We start from the raw sequence: 20232 nt of genomic DNA, 5'->3' as shown, positions 1-20232 counted from the left end.
TTCAAGGTGTTATTTCACGACATTAACCCACTGTCCCTGCGTTCTGGCATAATAGGAATTGTCATACATTGCTTCACATTGTACTCCCGGCAAATAATATTTCCCGAGGTAGGATGCATTCAGCAGAATCCTGAAGGTTTTGGTTTCATTTGACTTGAGCGTAAAATAAAAATTCGTACGGTCGTCACGAATATCCGTATAATCTACCTTGTTGTCCGCAAAACTTCCATAATCCGTGAAACGCGTATTTACAATTTCCCAACCCGATGGAATAATCTGCGTCAGGGCAACATTTTCAACCGTTTCGCCTTTAGTATTGGAAACCGTAACTTCTGCTACAAATTCCGTTCCTTGTGCCAGTGAAGCAACATTGATGGCATTTCCTTTTCGGTCACGGAAAGTAATATCTGTAGACAAGCCTCTCTGTTCTGTCTGTTCCTGTCCGATAGGCAGGATGCCGCTCGTAATCACTTTTATGTAAAGTGTCGTATTTTTATTATTTTTAACCGTAACCGAATTGCCACTTCCGGTTACCTGCAGGCTTCTGTCAGCAAATGCTTTTGCCGTTTTAATCGTTTCCGATTTGCCTCTGCTGGTAAAGCTTACATCAATTCCCTTCGTTCCGTTCTGCTGTGCGAATTTCGACATCGCATATAAGCAATAAGCAGTAGTTTGTGTTGACATCCATCGGTTGGAAGACATTTCTTTTGCCAATTTCGTTGCCATAGTAAAGGCTTCTGTTTTTCTTCCTAACAACAGTAAAGTCTCCAAAGCCATGGCTCGGTTTCTTTCGCTGGAACCATAATAATAGTAGTAACCATACATTGAATCTTCGTCTACTTTGCTCTGTCCAAGCAATGTCATTCCTACATTTTTCTGTCCGGCCAATGCATACGTAGCCGCAAGCCTTAGTTTGGTATCGTTCGTAATTCCTGAAGTTTCTCTAAGCCTGTTCATCGACGACAAATCCGGATTACCCGCCAAAGCCAATACATACAATCTATAGGATTGTGCAAAATCATTACGGTAGCCTTCGTTGTAGCGCCATTGTTTTGCCGTTTTTGACTGATAGGCAAGCCATTGCTTTTTCAGGTTGGCAGGAAGCGCATAGCCTTTTCTCTCTGCTTCAATCAGGAAATGCCCAACATAGGTCGTACTCCAATCGTCCGGAGTCTGATTGCCTTGCCAATAAGCAAATCCTCCATTCGCTAACTGGAATTGCGCCAGTTTTTGGATTCCGGCCGTAATATTCTTTTGGATTTTGGATTTTCTGGCCGTATCCAAATCAGCAATATCGCCCAAATACAATTGTGGGAATACGCTTGATGTGGTCTGCTCCAGACATCCGTGCGGATATTGGATTAAGTAATCCAATCGCTTGTTAAAATCCATTGAAGGGAATGCCGAAACTTCCAGTTTAGCCGTATTTGTTCCGGCTACTCCAAAGGCATCCCAGTTGATGGTTCCGGAACTGTTTGGTTCCAATATCAGTTCTTTATAATCCTGCGTTACCGGATTCGGATTCAGGATATCCAGTTCTACATCAAAGCTGGCTTTTTCTTTTCCGGAAGTCGCTACTACCGTAACTTTTCCGATTCCTGTCAAATCGCCAACATTTAAATCAAAATAGGCTATTTTTTCGTCTGGCTGTGCAAACGACAAGGTCTGTTTTGAGTTTCCAATGACACGGAAGCCATTATTGGTTTTCAATTGTAGGGTAACATTTTTAACATGCTTTTCCATTGCAAAAACCGTAACCGGCAAGGTTACCTTCTCTCCCGGAGAAACTTTTCTTGGCAATGATGCCAATATCATCAGCGGATTTCTGACCGGAGTTGTTTTCTCCACACTTCCATAAGCACTGGTTTGGGTATCACCTGCCACCACCATTGTCCTTACCGAACCTACATATTTTGGAAGTGTAATTTCATGAGATTTTGTTTGCCCTTTTGACAACGAATAAGGCCCGAGATAGATTACAACCGGTTTAAATCGGTTGGCTTTTTTAGCCTGTCCACCACCTAAATCCTCATCACCTCCAATACTGAAAATCTGATTTACCTTACCACCATAGGCTCCTATAACTTCATCATAAATATCCCACGTTTTCACACCAAGGGCTTCTCTTGAATAGAAACTGTTCCATGCATTTGGAGTCTTGAATCGGGTAAGGTCCAGCAATCCTTCATCAACAATTGCTATAGTGTACGTCATTGCCTTTCCATTCTTCTCACTTACTTTTATTGTCGTTTTCTGCTCCGGTTTTAAAACTTCCGGCATGGCTATCTGTGGTTCCAGAACCGTATTTTTATCGACCACTTCAATCGGGATAATTCCGTACAGACGAATTGGCGAGTCATTTTTTGTAGAAGCATGGGGTTGCAGTAATGTGATATGGATATACACATTAGGCGCCATCTTCGAGGTAATCGGTATTTCAACCTGTGTTTCCCCTTTTTTGCTTTCTGCCCATAATGTCTGGACTACCTGCGCACCACTTTCAAGTGAAATCAGGGCACGTCCACCTTCACTTGACGGGAAAGAAACGATAGCTTTTTCTCCAACATTGTATTTTTCCTTGTCTGCCGAGAATACCAGCATTTTTGCTTCTGCACCGTTGGTATTTCTTGTTTTTCCGGACCAGATTGGCCAATCAATCATTACAGTTTCACCAGAAGAATGTCCTCCGTTAGGGTCTGTTACCCGCACAAGATAGCGCCCCCATTCATCGTCGGTTGTCTTAAACTGGAATCGGGCCTTACCGGAACCGTCTGTATTCAATACCTGAGAATAGAACGGAGTATTTGTTGTGGAACTGCTGTAATTTGACAAATCATCTGAAGCGTCCCACCACCAGCGCCAATCTACTTTGTAGACTCTTACTTCCAGATTTCTAACCGCTTTTGGTCTTCCGTTTTCATCAACCGTTACTACATCAAATGCATTGCTTTTTCCGGTTTCAAGCATTCCGTATTTGTTTGGTTCCGGAGTTTTTACACCCACATAAGTTTGGAAAGGCGAATAAGTTGCCGAGATAACATCTGTACTAAAGTCACCTCCGTTTTCATACACTTTAGTAATAAACGATGCTTTTAGCATTCCCGGTGCCTGCGACTGTAATCTTGGCTGGATGCTGACATTGGCTTTTCCGGTTTCGTCAATTTTTCCTGAATAAATATTTACTTCTTCCGTAGAAAATTTACGTGCCGGGTCGTCAAAAACATATTTACTATAATTCTTGAATGTAGTTTTTTGCTGCGTAAATTTCGCCTGCATTTCGAGTTTCAAATCTTTTGCAACGGCTCCATGCAACCAGGCTACATCAACCCTGGCATCATTTTTATGGAAAGCCGACAGCATTTTTCCATCAAACCCATTTTTGATTTTCAATCGGTTTGGCTTAATGGTTTCAATTTTTACGGCTTTATAGAAACGGGCTCCACCCACAGAAACAACCGCTTCGTAGTTTCCTGTTGGCGCATTTGGCTGTGTTTTGAAAGCGAATTTGTAATGATTCTTATCTGTATATTTCTGAACTTTCTGATAAACTACCTTTCCATTCGGGTCAGATAGTTTTAATTTAATTGGATGCGTATTAGGCAATCTGCTTGATTTATCATTGAGAATGAACGACAAATAGATTGTATCGCCAGGACGCCACACGCCCCGCTCTCCATAAATAAATCCTTTCAGTCCTTTTTGGAGTGCTTCTCCGTCTACATTAAAATTACTCACTGATTGTGAGTTTCCATCATCCAGTTTGACGTAGGTAGTGTTTTTGTCTTTTTTGATTATGGCAAAAAATGCTTTTTTATCGGTACTAAAATTCACTATACCATCACCATCAGTAGTTTCTGATACCAGTTTTTGTTTTTGGTAATTATACAATTCTACTGTTGCACCTGAAACCGGTTCTGTAGTTACGATATTATTGACAGCGAAGAAATAGGAGCCGTTTTCGCCTCGTTTTGCAATAACACCCAAATCTGTAGCCAATATATTTGTAGCTACCTTATTGTTGGAATAATACGATTTATGGCAAGGGTTATCCCTTTCATTCCAATTATAATCATAATCATAGTAGTCGTAATCAAAAGAATCGTAGCTGGAAAAATCTTCCGGTTCCTCATCTTCTTCAGCAACCGGCTCTTCTTCCGCAGGAGTATCGCAGGTATACAGAGAATAAGACCTTTTGATGGTAAATTCTACACGGTAAATAGCTCCTTGCTCCGGTTTGATTAAGGTCGACAAATCCAGAGAATAGCTGTTCCACTTTTTATAATTGGCAAGCTTGTTTGTGGTTAGTTCTAAAGTTTTTTTGGCAATTGGAAGTGCTACTTTTCTCAAATCATAGTTGCCATTCAGTTCATTATCCTGTAAAAACTGGAGTACGTTGTTTTCAAAAATACGGTATACTTTTACATCCACTTTTTTCAGATTGGCAGCTTCGAAATTTACTTTCAGGTTGTGAGAACTTGGCAAAATTGTACCGCTTTTCACAAATCTTACTTCCGGTTTGATTTGTTCAAAAGTAATTTTTGCGGCATAGCCTTTTTTCATTTTATAGCCGTCTGTATTTTCAATTCCCTGAAAAACCTCCAGCAGCAATTTACCATCAAGGGCCACATCTGAAAAGGCTTTCAATACATTTCCATCTACCGCATAACGAAGATTACCTACTGTTTCAAGAGCTACCAAACCACTAAAATTCTGGTCTTTTTTTAGCGGGTCTGAAAAATTGATTCGGACAGACTGGTTGTTTTCATCTCCAATTCTTACATCTACAATGGTAAAATTATTTTTGCCCGGAATCGTAAATTCCTTTTCTCCCTTTTGGTTGATATCCGCCGGGTCGCCATCCCATTTGATTAGGACTTTACTATCATCTTCACCTCTTTGTATCTGGTCAATAACAAAAGAAAACTCTGTTGGAGAACTGCCTTTTTCATTAAATTTTATTGGCAATTCTTTACCGTTCTGCGTAGCAGACACCAGTTTTTTTGCTGTTGCCAAATCCATATTATCTGCAGATTTCAGTATCATGTTCAGGAATTGGGTGTCTTTTGTATACGACTGTAAATCCTGGACTTCAACTTTGAAATCCTGTTCGATTGTTTTAACCGTAAAATTAAAATCGGACAATTCTTTCGGAACTTCAATCAACTTATCCAAATGGAGCGTAACCTGGTATTGTTCACCCTGTTTTAGTTTTTTCTTTGGTTGGAATGCCAGGATGTTATTTGGCAATACGACCACTTTACCGTCAACACTTGGAGAAATATCAAAAATATCTTCATCCAATTCCTGGTTGGGTTTCCATTCTGCCTTTGAAAATGCCAGACCCACCTGAATATCAGAATTGGCGGAAATCGTTCCCGACGAGAAGCTGGTAACATAATCGCGAAAAAGCGAAAAATCCGAATCAAAATCTTCAGGCGAAGATTTTCTACATGCATTTAATAAAAAAAACACCGAAACCAATAGTATTAGTTCTCCAGTTCTCATAGAATGATTGATTTGAAGTTGAACGTAGGTTTTGTCCTTTGTGACATTTTCAGCATAACTGAATAAGCCATGTCTTTATTGTAATAAATATAGGATTAATTTTTAAATTTTTAACAAGAAAAAATCATGCCTAACTTTTTCTTTGGGGGAAAGAAATTTTAATTGATTATTTAAAACCTTATATCAAACCAATTTCAATAAGTTTATATTTTCCTTGTTTTGCGACTTAGCGCCTTTGCGAGCTACTATTTCACACAAAGCCGCAGAGCCGCAAAGTTCATGTTGAGCATTATCTGATGTAAACTTCCCGATAGCCATTACATTTTATTTGCGTTTTTCCAGAAAAAAACGCTTCATCAAACTGGAAGCTTCTTCTTCTAAAACACCGTATTCTACAACAGTTTTTGGATGCAGCTTTGTCCCTAAAGCCATGTATCCTCTCTGTTCATCTCTCGCTCCAAAAACAATTCTGGAAATCTGGCTCCAATACAAAGCTCCGGCACACATCTGGCATGGTTCTAAGGTAACATATAATGTGCAGTTTTTAAGATATTTCCCTCCCAAGAAATTGGCTGCCGCCGTAATCGACTGCATTTCGGCATGTGCCGTTACATCGTTCAGCATTTCCGTAAGGTTATGGCTTCTGGCAATGATGCGATTTTCAACAACAATAACAGCCCCAACAGGGATTTCTCCTTTTTCAAAAGCGACTTCTGCTTCCTGCAGGGCCTTTTTCATGAAATATTCGTCGGTGTTGCTGTTTTCCATAACCCAAAAATAGAAAACAATATCGTAAATTTGATTTTTAATCCGGAAATGAGCTATACTATCCTTCGAAATATAAATTCTCCTGAAGACCTGAGGAAACTAACTGAAGCTGAATTGCCAGTTTTGGCGGGCGAACTTCGCGATTTCATTATTGATATTGTTTCTGTCAAAGAAGGCCATTTGGGTGCCAGTTTGGGCGTAATTGAATTGACAATTGCCCTTCATTATGTTTTCAACACGCCCGATGATTTATTGGTATGGGATGTGGGTCATCAGGCATACGGACATAAAATCCTTACCGGCAGAAAAGATAATTTTGACACTAACAGACAATGGGGCGGTATTTCCGGATTTCCAAAAAGGAGCGAAAGTCCGTATGATACTTTTGGCACAGGACATTCTTCTACCGCAATTTCTGCTGCATTGGGAATGGCAATTGCCTCGAATCTTAACGGTGATTTTGAAAAACACCATATTGCCGTTGTAGGAGACGCTTCTATTGCTTCAGGAATGGCTTTTGAAGGATTAAATCATGCCGGTATGACAGATGCCAACCTATTGGTCATACTCAATGACAATGCTATAGGAATTGACCCTAGCGTAGGTGCTTTAAAAAACTATCTAACCGCTGTAAAAGACGGAAAAAACCCGAGACAGAATAACATGATAAAATCACTGAATTTTGATTATTCGGGTCCGATTGACGGTCATGACATTGCTGCTGTTATCAAAGAATTAAAACGGCTAAAAAGTATAAAAGGCCCAAAATTTCTCCATATCATCACCACAAAAGGAAAAGGACTGGAACAGGCCGAAAAAGACCAGGTAAAATATCATGCACCCGGTAAATTTGACAAGCTCACCGGAGAAATTATTTCAAAATCAGAAGAAAATCTGCCTCCAAAATTTCAGGATGTTTTTGGACTGACGCTATTGGAACTGGCCGAAAAAAATGAAAAGATTGTAGGAATTACACCTGCAATGCCAACCGGAAGTTCCTTAAAATTTATGATGGATGCCTTTCCAAAACGTGCCTTTGACGTAGGAATTGCAGAACAGCATGCAGTGACTCTGGCCGCCGGAATGGCAACACAGGGCATGATTGTATATTGCACTATTTATTCTACATTTTTGCAACGGGCCTATGACCAGGTGATTCATGATGTAGCCTTACAGAATCTTCCGGTGATTTTTTGTCTTGACCGCGCGGGATTGGTTGGCGAAGACGGCGCTACCCATCATGGCGTTTTTGACTTAGCCTATTTGAGATGTATTCCAAATATGATTATTTATGCGCCTATGAATGAAACCGCTTTTCGGAACATGTTATATACCGCACAACTTGGACTGGAACATCCTATTGCTATCCGGTATCCAAGAGGCCGAGGAGTGATTGTCGACTGGAAAAAACCTTTCGAAAAGATTGAGATAGGGAAAGCCCGGCTTTTAAAAGAAGGCAATAGAATTGCTATTCTTTCTACCGGATTCATTGGCAACAACGTTATTCCCGCTTTAGCCAATATTGACGGTCCAAAAGACTTTTCGCATTATGATTTTCCGTTTGTAAAACCGTTAGATGAAACCATGCTTCATACAATTTTTAAGAAATATGACGTTATTATTACTTTAGAGGACGGAGCGGCAAAAGGAGGTTTCGGTAGCGCTATAACAGAATTTGCAGCTCAAAACAATTATACCAAAAGGATAAAGACTTTAGGAATTCCGGATGAATTCATCGAGCACGGAAGTATTGGCGAACTACAACGTTATAGCAAAATAGATGCAAAAAACTTGCAAATAATTTTTGAAACCTGTCGAAATTATTGACTTTTGCACTGTCCTAAAATTTAATATGCCTGTTATGAGATTATCTCCTTTAGCCTTAGGGTTATTCTTATTTTTTTCTGTATCGTCTTTTGCCCAATCTGTAGATACTATTCAATCCAAAAAACTAGATTCGGCTATTGTTAAAAAAGTTGTTACCCATTGGGAAAAGAAAAATGTGGTTGGATTTGACTTAAACGAAATTGCATTTGTCAATTGGAGTGCCGGGGGAAACAGTGCTATTTCCGGACTATTAAAAGGTACATTTACACGAAAATACGAGAATGGTAACCTAAAATGGCTTAACGAATTAATCGTACGTTACGGGGTAAGCAAGCAGGATGGTGTGGAATTGAGAAAAACAGACGATGCTTTCCAGTTCAACTCTACTTTTGGTTATAGAAAAGATACTACTTCCAACTGGTTTCATAGTGCGAAGTTTAATTTTAACACGCAGTTTACCAGCGGTTATGCCTATCCGAATACTGAGAAGGCAATTTCCAAGCCATTTGCAACAGCCTACACCTTTTTAGGGGTCGGAGCTGAATACAACAATAAGAAATATAACCTGCAGCTTTACATTTCTCCTCTTACTTTAAAGAACACTTTGGTTTTAGACCAACGACTGGCAGACCAGGGAGCCTTTGGGGTTCAGAAGGCGGTTTATGATGCCGTTACCGGAGAAAAGATTGAAGATGGTAAGAATTCTCGAACGGAACTCGGTTTCCTTTTTACCAGCGGCTATAAGAAGGAACTGTTCAAAAACATCAACTTAGAAAACAAGCTGAATCTCTACACGGATTATATCAACAATTTTGGGAACATAGACGTTGACTGGCAGGTCCAACTGGATTTTATTGTCAACAAATATGTGCGTGCCAATATCAACACCCACCTGATTTACGACCACGACATCAAGGCTAAAGAAGAAATCAATGGCCAGCAGGTTACCGTAGGACCAAAAGTACAGTTCAAGCAGATGCTTGGTGTGGGCTTGATTTACAGCTTCTAGGCTTATTACAGTTTCTTACGCCCGTTTATCGTATTAAATAATTCCAATGCATTCCCATCAGTCAGAAGTGATACGTAATGGCAAATGTGCAATAACCTTTTGTAAAGGTCATTTTTCTCATCATGGAATTTTTCCGGAAGCATTTTCAGCAATAGTCGGTCATAATTCGACGCTTCTCCATGAAACTGGTTGTTAAATGCCGTAATAAATTTGTCCAGTAAAGTCTGGATAATCTGATAGCCTACCAATTCCTTTTCGATGACTTCGCGGCTTTGGTAGATGTTTTTTATGCTCAATTTGATGATGTCATTCATCTGGGCTACATATTTGCTCTTTTCCGTCAAGGCATGATGAAATTTACCCTGAAGTATCAGTTCTTCATTTTCAATGAATACTTTTACGACATCACTAATCAAACTGCCAATGGCCAATGCTCTCAGGTAGCTTATCCTGTCTTCTTTAGTAATTAAGGAATTGAATTTTTTGGTATCGATGCTGTCTTTTACCAGATTGATAAGGTATTCCAGTGCAAAATCTTCCGAAACCAGGCCCAAATTGATTCCGTCTTCGAAGTCGATAATCGTATAGCAGATATCGTCAGCCGCTTCGACTAAAAAGGCTAACGGATGTCTTTCATAACCAATGTCATTTCCTGATTTGTTAGGTATCATACCCAACTCTTCCGCAACTTCTTTGAAAAACTCCTTATCGGTTTGGAAAAAGCCGTATTTCTTATCCGAAATATGGCTTGTCGGTTTCTTAGGAAGTGATTCTTTTGGGTATTTCATAAAAGCACCCAAAGTAGCATATGAAATCCTGAGACCGCCGTCAATACCCGGTCGCGAAGCCGTCAATAATGAAAAACCGTTGGCATTACCTTCAAAATCGATTAAATCCTGCCATTCTTTTTCAGAAAGCTGGCCTTGGAACTGTTTTCCGTTTCCGGTCTTAAAATACTCGCCTATGGCTTTTTCTCCCGAATGCCCAAACGGCGGATTTCCTATATCATGAGCCAGAGAAGCTGCCGCAACAATTGCCCCGAAATCGTTTGGCTGATAGCCGTGAACTTCTCTCAAATGCGGGTATTTTTCAATAATCTGTTTCCCAACCAATCTTCCGATGGAACGGCCAACAACAGAAACTTCAAGACTATGTGTGAGCCTTGTGTGAACAAAATCTGTTTTGGAAAGTGGGATTACCTGTGTCTTATCCTGAAGACTTCTAAAAGCGGAAGAAAATATAATCCTGTCATAATCGACTTCAAAGCCAAGACGTGTATCGTCCTGTTCTTTTCGCAATCTTTTCCCTTTATCGCCTTGCTTTTTTAAAGACAAAAGCTGTTCCCAGTTCATCATAATTCGTTGGTATTATTTCCTATTTCATCAACAGAATAAAACAGTTCTTTTTTCTTTTCTAATAGTTCTTTATTAACAACATAGGTTTTGGAAATACTGTCATGCCAGCCTTTGTTTGGCGCACCCAAAAAAGAAAAAGTTTCAAAAGGGATAAGCCTGCAAAGTGAGCGCACTAATATTTCCTGAGTATCGGGTTTTTCACCATTTATATTGACAACTACTGTTTTGGTAATAAATTTCCCGATGGTTCTTGAAAAAAAGATTTCGAATATATTGTAATAAAGCAGTATGGACACAATTGCCACACCATATTCTTCTATCTTATTCATATTCCCGATACGGTCAAGAAGTTCCTGACTTCCAATAATAGCCGCAAATATCATCAACCCTATCAGGATAGCAAACATGAGCACTATTACACACACATAGTCTATCAAATAATTTGCAAGTCGGGTACCCAGACTTACGTTCAAATCTTTATCCAGCTTAAACTGCCTTGAAGTTCTATAATCCATTTGTTTTTTAAAATTATTCTTTCAGGTTTGCCAAAAAGAAATTCTTGGATTTCTTTGGGTATTGGTTATGGGTCTTATCGCTCGGATTTTCAATTACCGATTTGATATTTACTTCATCCCCAATCTTAAAATTGGCTTCAGTATATTGGTAATCCAGAAGGTAAGGACCGCAGAAATAATTTCCGTTTTCATCTTTTTCTATGATTCCGGTATAAACTCCTTTTTTTTGTTTTGACATTGGTTTATGATTAAAGTAAATAATTAGTTTGTTTTATGACAGTTTTGCCATTTCGTCAAGGATAATATTGTTTTTCACCTGCCTGAAAACAAAATCTTTTGCTTCAGAAAAAGAGATACCGTATTTCCTTTCCACATGTTGATATTTCACAGGATAGCGCGCCAGCAATTTATCATAATAGCCATCCAAAACCTGTTCTGATGGTGATATAAATTCCAGTTTAAGTTCAAAACGTCGCAACAGCGCCTCATCAATCATTTGAATCTGATTGGTTGCGGCAATCAATATCGCGTTTCTTGGAAAATTATCTATAAGTTGCAACAGGGCATTTACGACGCGTTTCATTTCGCTGCTGTCTTTATTATCATAATCCCTGACTTGTCCCAAAGAATCAAACTCATCAAAAAACAATACGGAATTCTCGTAATTGGCTTCCTTAAAAATGTTATTGATGTTCTTTGCCGTTTCTCCTAATTTGGAAGACACTATTGTTGACAGGTTTACGATAAAAATCTTTTTGTCCAGTTCTTTTGCAATCGCTTTGGCTGTCATGGTCTTGCCACAACCGGTCTTGCCATAAAGAAAAATTTTATTGGCGACAGGAAGTTCATACTGATGAAGGATTTCTGAAAAACGGTGTTCTTTCAAAAACTGCTCCACCTGTCCGGCAACAGAAGCTTCAAAGACAACATCTTCTAAATTTACATTTTCCCTATCTCTGAAATATAGTGTGCTCAAGCTATTCTGATTTTGTAAGCAAATATACTAAGACTAAAACTATTGGTATAAAAAAACAGCCATCATTTGACGGCTGTTTTTTATAGATATTACGTTTATTATTAAGAACCGCACATTTCGCAATCGTCTGGTTCTGCATTTTTGGAACGCTCCAGCATAGCACGGAATTCGTCAACAGCAATTGCCGGTTCTGCCACAGTTTCTACCGCTACAGGTTCTGCTTTTTTATCATTGTTAAGTGTAAACTTAATTGCGTCTACTGCCGACTTGGTTCTCAGATAGTACATTCCTGTTTTTAATCCGGACTGCCATGCATAGAAGTGCATTGAAGTCAGTTTGGCAAAATTCGCATCCTGCATGAACAGGTTTAACGACTGTGACTGGTCAATAAAATAACCTCTTTGGCGTGACATATCGATGATGTCTTTCATTGACATTTCCCAAACAGTCTTATATAGTTCTTTCAAATCCTGCGGAATGATATCAATGTTTTGGATTGACCCGTTATGACGCATGATTTCCTGTTTCAGGTCTTCATTCCAAAGACCCAATTCTACTAAATCTTCTAACAGGTGCTTGTTTACCACGATAAATTCTCCTGAAAGCACTCGTCTTGTATAAATATTTGAAGTATAAGGCTCAAAAGCTTCGTTGTTTCCAAGAATCTGAGATGTAGAAGCTGTTGGCATAGGAGCTACAAGCAATGAGTTTCTCACCCCATTTTCCATTACTTCTTTTCTTAAAGATGCCCAATCCCAACGACCAGACAAGTCTTCGTCTTTTAATCCCCAAAGATTGTATTGGAATTCTCCCTGTGAAATAGGCGAACCTTCAAAAGTAGAATAAGCTCCTTCTTCTTTTGCCATTTCCATCGAAGCCGTAACGGCAGCAAAGTATAGCGTTTCGAAAATTTCCTGGTTTAATTTTTTAGCTTCATCCGAAGTAAAAGGCATTCTCAAAAGAATGAAGGCATCTGCCAGACCCTGAACCCCTAATCCAACCGGACGGTGACGCATATTTGAATTTTCTGCTTCCGGAACCGGATAATAGTTTCTGTCAATGACCTTGTTCAGGTTTCTTGTCACACGTTTTGTTACGTTGAAAAGTAACTCATGGTTGAACTGTCCGTTTTCCACAAACATTGGCAATGAGATAGAAGCCAGGTTACATACCGCAATTTCATCTTTAGAAGTGTACTCCATGATTTCTGTACACAGGTTAGAAGAGCGGATTGTTCCCAGGTTTTTCTGGTTTGATTTGCGGTTTGCCGCATCTTTATACAGCATGTATGGCGTTCCGGTTTCGATTTGAGATTCCAGAATTTTTTCCCATAGTTCTCTTGCCTTAATGGTTTTTCTTCCTCTGCCCTGTTCTTCGTAAGAAGTATACAGCGCTTCAAATTCTTCACCATATACGTCGTAAAGTCCCGGACATTCGTTTGGACACATCAACGTCCATGTAGAATCTTCCTGAACACGTTTCATGAACAAGTCCGAAGTCCACATGGCAAAGAATAAATCACGCGCACGCATTTCTTCTTTTCCATGGTTTTTCTTCAGGTCAAGGAAATCAAAAATATCAGCGTGCCATGTTTCGATATAGATAGCAAAACTTCCTTTGCGTTTTCCTCCTCCCTGGTCTACATAACGGGCGGTATCATTGAAAACACGCAACATCGGAACAATTCCGTTTGACGTTCCGTTTGTTCCGCGGATATAGGAACCCGTGGCACGAACATTATGGATTGAAAGCCCGATTCCTCCAGCCGATTGTGAAATTTTGGCTGTTTGTTTTAGCGTATCGTAAATTCCGTCGATACTATCGTCCTGCATTGCCAAAAGGAAGCAGGAAGACATTTGCGGTTTTGGAGTTCCTGCATTGAATAACGTTGGCGTTGCATGCGTAAAGAACTTCTTGGACATCAGGTCATAAGTTTCCAATACTGCATCCAGGTCATTCAAATGGATTCCAACTGCAACACGCATCAACATGTGTTGTGGCCTTTCCACAATTTTTCCGTTTATTTTTAGCAGATACGAACGCTCCAACGTCTTAAATCCGAAATAATCGTAGTTGAAATCTCTATTGTAAATTACATGGGAATCCAAAAAAGCCGCATTTTCCTGAATCACATTGTATACTTCTTCTGAAAGAAGCGGAGATTCCTGATTGGTTCTTGGATTCACATAGAAATACATTTCTTTCATCGTTTCTGAGAACGATTTTTTGGTATTCTTGTGAAGGTTTGAAATTGCTATCCTTGCTGCCAACTGGGCATAATCCGGATGGGCAATTGTCATTGCTGCTGCGGTTTCTGCTGCAAGATTGTCCAACTCTGAAGTTGTAACACCATCATACAACCCCTCAATAACGCGCATTGCTACTTTTACCGGATCTACAAGATCGTTCAAGCCGTAGCATAATTTTTTAATTCTATCCGTAATCTTATCAAACATTACCGGCTCTCTGTGACCGTCTCTTTTAACTACATACATAAGTTTACAAATTTGGTTAGGGAATGGAAGACCATTCGGGATTATTAAAAAGATTAAAACAATCCGCAAAAGCGGGAATAGTACTGATACCAAAGAAATCCTTTTCTTTCCATCTATAGAAAGAAAAACAATTCTGTATTATCAGGAAATGGTTTAAAAGACAAAAGGGGTGTCTGGCTTCTAAAAAAATCTAGAAATCGGCGTCGAAACTAATTTTTTGCGATTCGCTGTCGTTTCCTGTTCCGCTGTTTAAAACTCCAGCTTTCTGATATTCTGAAACTCTTTTTTCGAAGAAATTTGTTTTACCCTGCAAAGAGATCATATCCATAAAATCAAACGGATTCGCAGAGTTATACACTCTTGCACATCCTAATTCTACTAATAATCTGTCGGTTACAAATTCTAAGTATTGTGTCATTAAGTTTGCGTTCATTCCAATTAAGCTCACCGGAAGAGATTCTGTTATAAATTCTCTTTCAATATCAAGAGCCTGTACCAGGATTTCTGTAATTCTGGTTTTTGAAACTTTGTTAACGAGGTGGTGGTTGTGCAAATGCACTGCAAAATCACAATGTACGCCTTCATCACGTGAAATCAATTCATTTGAAAAAGTAAGACCCGGCATCAATCCACGTTTTTTCAACCAATAGATAGAACAGAATGCTCCTGAGAAAAAGATTCCTTCTACGGCTGCAAAAGCAATCAGTCTTTCAGCAAATGAATCCGATTCAATCCATTTTAAAGCCCAGTCTGCTTTTTTCTTAATTGCCGGAAATACTTCCAAAGCGTGGAAAAGCTGATCTTTTTCTGCTTCATCTTTTACATACGTATCAATCAAAAGAGAATAGGTTTCGCTGTGGATATTCTCCATCATGATTTGGAATCCGTAGAAAAATTTAGCTTCCGGATACTGAACTTCGTTTACAAAATTCTCTGCCAGATTTTCATTCACAATACCGTCTGATGCAGCAAAAAAAGCTAAAATATGTTTGATAAAATATTTCTCATCATTATTCAGCTTATTGTTCCAGTCTGATAAATCCTGGTGCAAATCAATTTCTTCGGCAGTCCAAAAACTTGCTTCCATTTTCTTATACCACTCCCAAATATCATGGTGTTTTATAGGGAAAATCACGAAACGGTCTTTGTTCTCTTGTAAAATTGGTTCTATCGCTGCCATACTATCTTGACTTTTATTGTGTTATCGGAATTTATTCTTTGATTTCTTGACACTACAAAGATTGTCATTTGTATTCGTAAATGAAAGCCAAACTTATCCACAATTGGACATAGTTTTTAACAAGAGGTAAATTAATTCTTACTTTTTTAGATTTATTTAAAAAACTGTAAATCAGTTATTTACAAATTAAAAAACAACGCTAACTCCCATAAAACAAAGGAATTTAGAGTCGAAGAAAATTAAAATTTTGAAATAAAAAGTTTATTGATTTTTAAGTTCCTGAGCCACCTTTTCAAGTTCGGCATACCAGTCTTCTCCAAAACGACGAATGAGCGCTTCTTTTACAAATTTATACACCGGCACTTCAAGTTCTTTACCTAAGGAACAGGCGTCGTCACAAATCTCCCATCTGTCATAGTTTACTGCTGCAAATTCCGTAAAATCTTTAATACGTATTGGATACAAATGACAAGATACCGGTTTTTTCCAATCTACAATACCTTGATTATAGGCTTGTTCGATACCGCAAAGTGCAGTTTTCCCGTCAAAAATTACATAAGCGCAATCCTTATTGTCAATCAGTGGCGTTTCCAAATCGCCATCTGTTCCTTTTATCCAGGTGCCCTGCGCTTCAATGGCATCAATCCCTTCTTTACGAAGGAACGGCTTTACTTTTGGATAGATTGCTTCCAGGATTTTTGTCTCTTCTTCATTTAAAGGAGCACCCGCATCACCATCTACACAACAAGCCCCCTTGCAAGCTGAAAGGTTGCAAACAAATTCTTTTTCTAAAATGTCTTCTGAGACAATTGTTTTTCCTAGTTGAAACATGCTGCAAAGATAGTTTTCAAATGTGAAATAGCGTGTTAATTTTTGAATTTCCGGCTTTACAGAAACAATTAGCTTATTTTCAATAACTTAATTAAAAAAAAATCATTAAAAAATTAACGAATCATTAATGATTTTTCATTTTTAATGAAATAATTTTGCAGCTTCAAAAAAGCATCGTTATGGGATTCGATTGGAGAGAAATTTTTACGGCCAGTATGGTTTTGTTTGCCGTTATCGACATCGTTGGTAGCATACCTATTATTGTCGATTTACGCTCAAAGGTAGGACACATCCAGTCTGAAAAAGCTTCTATTGTTGCCTGTGTCATTATGATTGCTTTTCTTTTTGTGGGCGAAGAAATCCTAAAGTTAATCGGCATTAACGCCAGTTCGTTTGCCGTTGCCGGTTCTTTTGTCTTGTTTTTCCTTGCTCTGGAAATGATTTTAGGAATCCGTCTTTATAAAGAAGACAACCCAAGTACAGCTTCTATTGTTCCAATTGCTTTTCCATTGATTGCAGGTGCCGGAACCATGACCACGATCCTGTCTTTGAGAGCAGAGTACGAAAAAATCAACATCATATTCGCCATAATCATTAATATCATTGTAGTTTTTGCCGTCCTGAAGTCGTCTTCCAAGATAGAAAAGCTGCTTGGAGATAACGGGCTAAGTGTCATCCGAAAGATATTTGGCGTTATTCTGCTGGCCATTGCTGTTAAATTATTTGGCGCCAATGTTAAAGGGCTTTTTATCTAACATAGATTTTATTAATTTCACCATTCATAATCAGAGAACCCCTTCTTATAATGAAAATTTTCACTTACATATTAATCTTCCTTGCGTTAGCATTAATCATTTTCAACATTACTATTTTAGACTTCGACCACTTATTCGAAGGAGACAGTGTTGTTGGATTGATAGGAATTGCCGCTTCATTCTGCGCCATTTTCATTCTTCTGATTTTCAGAATGTCAAAAATGATCGAAGAAAAAACAAAAGACAAATAAGACCATGTTTGACGTTTTAATTATTGGCGGAGGCGTTTCAGGAATGTCCTGTGCCCTTGTTTTAGGGTCTGCTCAAAACAAAGCTTTTGCTGCCGACAAGAAAATTGGAATTTTTACACACCAGAAAGCTTCTAATCTTCAGGATGCCGTTTTCAATAATGCCTATGGAATTCCTGCAGGAAAATTAGGCTCGGAACTGTTGGAGGAAAGCAAAGAACAGCTTGCTTCTCTTTACCCACATGTCCAGCAAATTGAAAACGAAAAGGTCATGAAAATTGAAGGAGCCTACCCTAACTTTACGGTTGTAACCAATAAAGGTTCTTATCAAACCAAAATCATTGTAGTGGCGATCAACGCTACTAACACTTTCGCCATCGAAGGATTGATGGAATATGTAATTCCTCACAAAAAAGCGATTGCAGAAAAAAACAGAATCCAGCTAAAAAATGAAGACCATTTCGTTGCTGACGGAATTTACGTGGCCGGAACATTGGCAGGCTTGAGAAGCCAATTGTCAATCGCAGCAGGAAGCGGCGCTTCAGTTGCTACGGACATTTTGACTTTATGGAATAATGGTACGCATTCGCAAGTACACGATAGCATCAGAAAATAATTCTTGAAATAGTCGCTAAGTTACTGAGGTGCTGAGGCGCTAAGGTTTTGCCTTTTTGTACGAAAAGAAGTTTTACATAAAATAAAAAAAGCATCCCGAAAAGGATGCTTTTTTTATTTTATTTCTTGTTTGTTTTCCAGAACGGCCTTAATCATGGCATCTTCTTTTAATACAATTTCATAGTATTTGTCGTCTCCGTATAATTGTCTGGCAAATTCAGCAGCCAAGTAGCGCTTAACCAGATTTTTGGTGTGCTTCAGGTCGAGAAGCACTCCGTTTTTGATTAAATATTTTTGGAAAGTATTGAAATAGCTGTCTGTCTGTTGCATTTTTGTCAAAAATTGCTGAAAGGTCAGATTTTTAAAATCATTACGGTTTTTATCCAACTCTTCAAAAGCAAAATAGCCTACGAGTCCGGATTGCATCATGTAGGCAATGCTTTCTTCGCCGTGTTCTACTTCCAGAGGCACAAAAATATCCGGAACGATTCCTCCTCCGCCATATACAATGCGTCCTTTTGGCGTCCTGAATTTTAGCGTATCGGCTACTTTTATACTGTCCGACTTGTATAATTCGCCAGACTCAAAACGTTTTTCAAATTCCTTAAAGTATTCTTCACTCCCTTTTTCATAAGATTTCTGGATGGAACGTCCTGTTGGCGTATAATAACGCGCTACGGTTAATCTTACAGCCGATCCGTCACCCAAAGGCATTTCACGTTGTACCAGTCCTTTTCCGAAAGAGCGCCTTCCTACTATGAGTCCGCGGTCATTATCCTGAATAGCTCCAGCTAAAATTTCACTGGCCGAAGCACTGTTTTCGTTAATCAGTATATATACTTTGCCGGTTTCAAAACTTCCATCGTTGGTAGCATAGGTTTTGTCTACTCTGCCTTTTTTGTTTTTGGTAAAGACAATAAGTGCGTTATCTTTGAGAAAATCGTCAGCTATTTCAATTGCCTTGTCCAGATAACCTCCGCCATTGTCACGCACATCAATTATAAGCGTTTTTGCTCCTTGTTTTTTAAGACTAAGAAGTCCGCTTTCAAATTCGTCATAGGTAGTTTCTGCGAAACGGTTTATTTTTATATATCCCACGCTTGGATTGACCATCACGGCAATGTCTACACTTTTGATAGGAATCACATCACGTCTTACCTTGACTTTTAGCTTTTTATTTTCATTTTTTCTGTAGATGGTAAGCTCCACATCAGAACCTACACTTCCTTTTAGTTTGGAAAAAAGCGTGTCATTGGTAATCTTACGACCAAAAAGCTTGTAATTGTCTGCGAAAAGAATTCGGTCACCTGATTTGATACCTGCTTTTTCTGAAGGTCCGCCTTCAACCGGTTTTATGACCGCTACCGTATCATTATACATATAAAAATTAACGCCAATACCCACAAAATCACCTTTCATGCTTTGTGAAACCTGCTCAAATTCATTCTTGGCAATATAGACGGAGTGTGGATCCAATTTATCCAATATTCCGGTAACAGTCAGGTCGACAATAGAGTCCGTATTGACATTGTCTACATATTCCCTGTCAATAAAATCGAGAAGTTTGTTGAGCTTGTTTTTGGGGCTGGTTTTGGAGAAAGCAACACCCTGGGTTGGAAAATTAAGCATTCCTCCCAAGACTACTCCTATTGCCAGGGCAGCAAAAATAACAAGTGGTAGATATATTTTATTGTTTTTCATTCATTTCGGTTTCAGAAATATGAACTACCTCAACGCCGGCATCTTTTAAAAATTGTATACCGGAATCATCCTTATAGCCTTCCTGATATACAACCCGTTTTATTCCCGACTGATGAATCAGCTTGCTGCATTCTTTACAGGGCGACAATGTAATATACAAAGTGGCTCCTTCACAAGATTGCGTCGAACCGGCAACTTTTAGTATGGCATTGGCCTCTGCATGAAGCACATACCACAACGTTAACCCATCAGCTCCTTCGCAGGAATTTTCAAATCCGGATGGCGTTCCGTTATAACCGTCAGAGATAATCATCCTGTCTTTCACAATAATTGCGCCAACCTGTTTTCTTTTGCAATATGACAACCGGCTCCATTCTTTTGCTATGCGAAGGTAGGCCTTATCATATTTGTTTAGTTTATTCAAATTCATACGTTTACGAAGAAATTTTTAC

Annotated in this window: 16 protein-coding genes; 5 read left to right on the top strand and 11 right to left on the bottom strand. The window is 38.9% G+C overall.

All coding sequences use genetic code 11. The annotated features are described in order from the left end of the window. Nucleotides 1-9: 9 nt before the first annotated feature. Complete coding sequence (locus tag B0G92_RS04240; protein WP_101471201.1) at nucleotides 10-5505, bottom strand: alpha-2-macroglobulin family protein; 5496 nt, start codon at nucleotides 5503-5505, stop codon at nucleotides 10-12. A gap of 324 nt (nucleotides 5506-5829) precedes the next feature. Beyond that, complete coding sequence (locus B0G92_RS04235) at nucleotides 5830-6273, bottom strand: nucleoside deaminase (protein WP_101471200.1); 444 nt, start codon at nucleotides 6271-6273, stop codon at nucleotides 5830-5832. A 48-nt stretch (nucleotides 6274-6321) separates the two neighbouring features. Here B0G92_RS04235 and B0G92_RS04230 point away from each other — a divergent pair, with 48 nt between their 5' ends. After that, complete coding sequence (locus B0G92_RS04230) at nucleotides 6322-8100, top strand: 1-deoxy-D-xylulose-5-phosphate synthase (RefSeq protein ID WP_101472022.1); 1779 nt, start codon at nucleotides 6322-6324, stop codon at nucleotides 8098-8100. A gap of 34 nt (nucleotides 8101-8134) precedes the next feature. Then, the gene (locus B0G92_RS04225) at nucleotides 8135-9109 is read left to right on the top strand and encodes a DUF3078 domain-containing protein (protein ID WP_310793698.1); all 975 of its coding nucleotides are present in this window, start codon (nucleotides 8135-8137) and stop codon (nucleotides 9107-9109) included. Nucleotides 9110-9114: 5 nt separating this feature from the next. Here B0G92_RS04225 and B0G92_RS04220 read toward each other — a convergent pair whose 3' ends face one another. The 7 genes from B0G92_RS04220 to B0G92_RS04190 all read right to left on the bottom strand — a co-directional run bounded on the left by B0G92_RS04220 (nucleotide 9115) and on the right by B0G92_RS04190 (nucleotide 16461). Then, the gene (locus B0G92_RS04220; protein ID WP_101472021.1) at nucleotides 9115-10461 is read right to left on the bottom strand and encodes a deoxyguanosinetriphosphate triphosphohydrolase; all 1347 of its coding nucleotides are present in this window, start codon (nucleotides 10459-10461) and stop codon (nucleotides 9115-9117) included. Beyond that, nucleotides 10461-10979, bottom strand: coding sequence for an RDD family protein (locus B0G92_RS04215; RefSeq protein ID WP_101471198.1), 519 nt, complete (start codon nucleotides 10977-10979; stop codon nucleotides 10461-10463). The genes B0G92_RS04220 and B0G92_RS04215 overlap by 1 nt, the downstream gene beginning before the upstream one ends. A 13-nt stretch (nucleotides 10980-10992) precedes the next feature. After that, the gene (locus B0G92_RS04210) at nucleotides 10993-11217 is read right to left on the bottom strand and encodes a hypothetical protein (RefSeq protein ID WP_056067886.1); all 225 of its coding nucleotides are present in this window, start codon (nucleotides 11215-11217) and stop codon (nucleotides 10993-10995) included. Nucleotides 11218-11250: 33 nt separating this feature from the next. Next, nucleotides 11251-11955 carry an AAA family ATPase gene (locus B0G92_RS04205; protein ID WP_101471197.1) on the bottom strand — a complete coding sequence of 235 codons (705 nt, stop codon included), beginning with the start codon at nucleotides 11953-11955 and terminating at the stop codon, nucleotides 11251-11253. A gap of 101 nt (nucleotides 11956-12056) precedes the next feature. Continuing rightward, entirely contained in the window at nucleotides 12057-14450 is a 2394-nt protein-coding gene (locus B0G92_RS04200) for a ribonucleoside-diphosphate reductase subunit alpha (protein ID WP_101471196.1), read from the bottom strand. A 190-nt stretch (nucleotides 14451-14640) separates the two neighbouring features. Continuing rightward, on the bottom strand, nucleotides 14641-15630 hold the full coding sequence (locus B0G92_RS04195) for a ribonucleotide-diphosphate reductase subunit beta (RefSeq protein ID WP_101471195.1): 990 nt from the start codon (nucleotides 15628-15630) through the stop codon (nucleotides 14641-14643). A gap of 261 nt (nucleotides 15631-15891) precedes the next feature. Then, nucleotides 15892-16461 carry a DUF3109 family protein gene (locus B0G92_RS04190; RefSeq protein WP_056067878.1) on the bottom strand — a complete coding sequence of 190 codons (570 nt, stop codon included), beginning with the start codon at nucleotides 16459-16461 and terminating at the stop codon, nucleotides 15892-15894. A 179-nt stretch (nucleotides 16462-16640) separates the two neighbouring features. On the opposite strand from B0G92_RS04190, the gene B0G92_RS04185 reads away from it, so the two are divergent. From B0G92_RS04185 to B0G92_RS04175, 3 genes are read left to right on the top strand one after another with little or no spacing between them, the layout of a single operon-like run. After that, on the top strand, nucleotides 16641-17216 hold the full coding sequence (locus B0G92_RS04185) for a MarC family protein (protein ID WP_056067876.1): 576 nt from the start codon (nucleotides 16641-16643) through the stop codon (nucleotides 17214-17216). Between the two features lie 50 nt (nucleotides 17217-17266). Next, entirely contained in the window at nucleotides 17267-17467 is a 201-nt protein-coding gene (locus tag B0G92_RS04180) for a hypothetical protein (RefSeq protein ID WP_056067874.1), read from the top strand. 4 nt (nucleotides 17468-17471) lie between these two features. After that, nucleotides 17472-18080, top strand: a complete 609-nt coding sequence (locus B0G92_RS04175) for an FAD-dependent oxidoreductase (RefSeq protein WP_101471194.1) — start codon at nucleotides 17472-17474, stop codon at nucleotides 18078-18080. A gap of 113 nt (nucleotides 18081-18193) precedes the next feature. Here B0G92_RS04175 and B0G92_RS04170 read toward each other — a convergent pair whose 3' ends face one another. Continuing rightward, nucleotides 18194-19780: a S41 family peptidase gene (locus B0G92_RS04170; protein ID WP_101471193.1), complete on the bottom strand. Its 1587-nt coding sequence runs from the start codon at nucleotides 19778-19780 to the stop codon at nucleotides 18194-18196. After that, nucleotides 19767-20210 carry a deoxycytidylate deaminase gene (locus tag B0G92_RS04165; protein ID WP_056067869.1) on the bottom strand — a complete coding sequence of 148 codons (444 nt, stop codon included), beginning with the start codon at nucleotides 20208-20210 and terminating at the stop codon, nucleotides 19767-19769. The genes B0G92_RS04170 and B0G92_RS04165 overlap by 14 nt, the downstream gene beginning before the upstream one ends. Nucleotides 20211-20232 lie beyond the last annotated feature (22 nt).

Origin of the sequence: Flavobacterium lindanitolerans (assembly GCF_002846575.1) — a bacterium.
Lineage (GTDB): Bacteria > Bacteroidota > Bacteroidia > Flavobacteriales > Flavobacteriaceae > Flavobacterium > Flavobacterium lindanitolerans.
The sequence above is the reverse complement of the archived record's forward strand: the minus strand, read 5'-3'. Positions and strand labels throughout refer to the sequence as shown.

What these genes read in the sequence shown, in the direction of transcription:
- B0G92_RS04240 (WP_101471201.1), bottom strand. Translation starts at nt 5,505, where the DNA reads ATGAGAACTGGAGAACTAATACTATTGGTTTCGGTGTTTTTTTTATTA.
- B0G92_RS04235 (WP_101471200.1), bottom strand. Translation starts at nt 6,273, where the DNA reads ATGGAAAACAGCAACACCGACGAATATTTCATGAAAAAGGCCCTGCAG.
- B0G92_RS04230 (WP_101472022.1), top strand. Translation starts at nt 6,322, where the DNA reads ATGAGCTATACTATCCTTCGAAATATAAATTCTCCTGAAGACCTGAGG.
- B0G92_RS04225 (WP_310793698.1), top strand. Translation starts at nt 8,135, where the DNA reads ATGAGATTATCTCCTTTAGCCTTAGGGTTATTCTTATTTTTTTCTGTA.
- B0G92_RS04220 (WP_101472021.1), bottom strand. Translation starts at nt 10,461, where the DNA reads ATGAACTGGGAACAGCTTTTGTCTTTAAAAAAGCAAGGCGATAAAGGG.
- B0G92_RS04215 (WP_101471198.1), bottom strand. Translation starts at nt 10,979, where the DNA reads ATGGATTATAGAACTTCAAGGCAGTTTAAGCTGGATAAAGATTTGAAC.
- B0G92_RS04210 (WP_056067886.1), bottom strand. Translation starts at nt 11,217, where the DNA reads ATGTCAAAACAAAAAAAAGGAGTTTATACCGGAATCATAGAAAAAGAT.
- B0G92_RS04200 (WP_101471196.1), bottom strand. Translation starts at nt 14,450, where the DNA reads ATGTATGTAGTTAAAAGAGACGGTCACAGAGAGCCGGTAATGTTTGAT.
- B0G92_RS04195 (WP_101471195.1), bottom strand. Translation starts at nt 15,630, where the DNA reads ATGGCAGCGATAGAACCAATTTTACAAGAGAACAAAGACCGTTTCGTG.
- B0G92_RS04190 (WP_056067878.1), bottom strand. Translation starts at nt 16,461, where the DNA reads ATGTTTCAACTAGGAAAAACAATTGTCTCAGAAGACATTTTAGAAAAA.
- B0G92_RS04185 (WP_056067876.1), top strand. Translation starts at nt 16,641, where the DNA reads ATGGGATTCGATTGGAGAGAAATTTTTACGGCCAGTATGGTTTTGTTT.
- B0G92_RS04180 (WP_056067874.1), top strand. Translation starts at nt 17,267, where the DNA reads ATGAAAATTTTCACTTACATATTAATCTTCCTTGCGTTAGCATTAATC.
- B0G92_RS04175 (WP_101471194.1), top strand. Translation starts at nt 17,472, where the DNA reads ATGTTTGACGTTTTAATTATTGGCGGAGGCGTTTCAGGAATGTCCTGT.
- B0G92_RS04170 (WP_101471193.1), bottom strand. Translation starts at nt 19,780, where the DNA reads ATGAAAAACAATAAAATATATCTACCACTTGTTATTTTTGCTGCCCTG.
- B0G92_RS04165 (WP_056067869.1), bottom strand. Translation starts at nt 20,210, where the DNA reads ATGAATTTGAATAAACTAAACAAATATGATAAGGCCTACCTTCGCATA.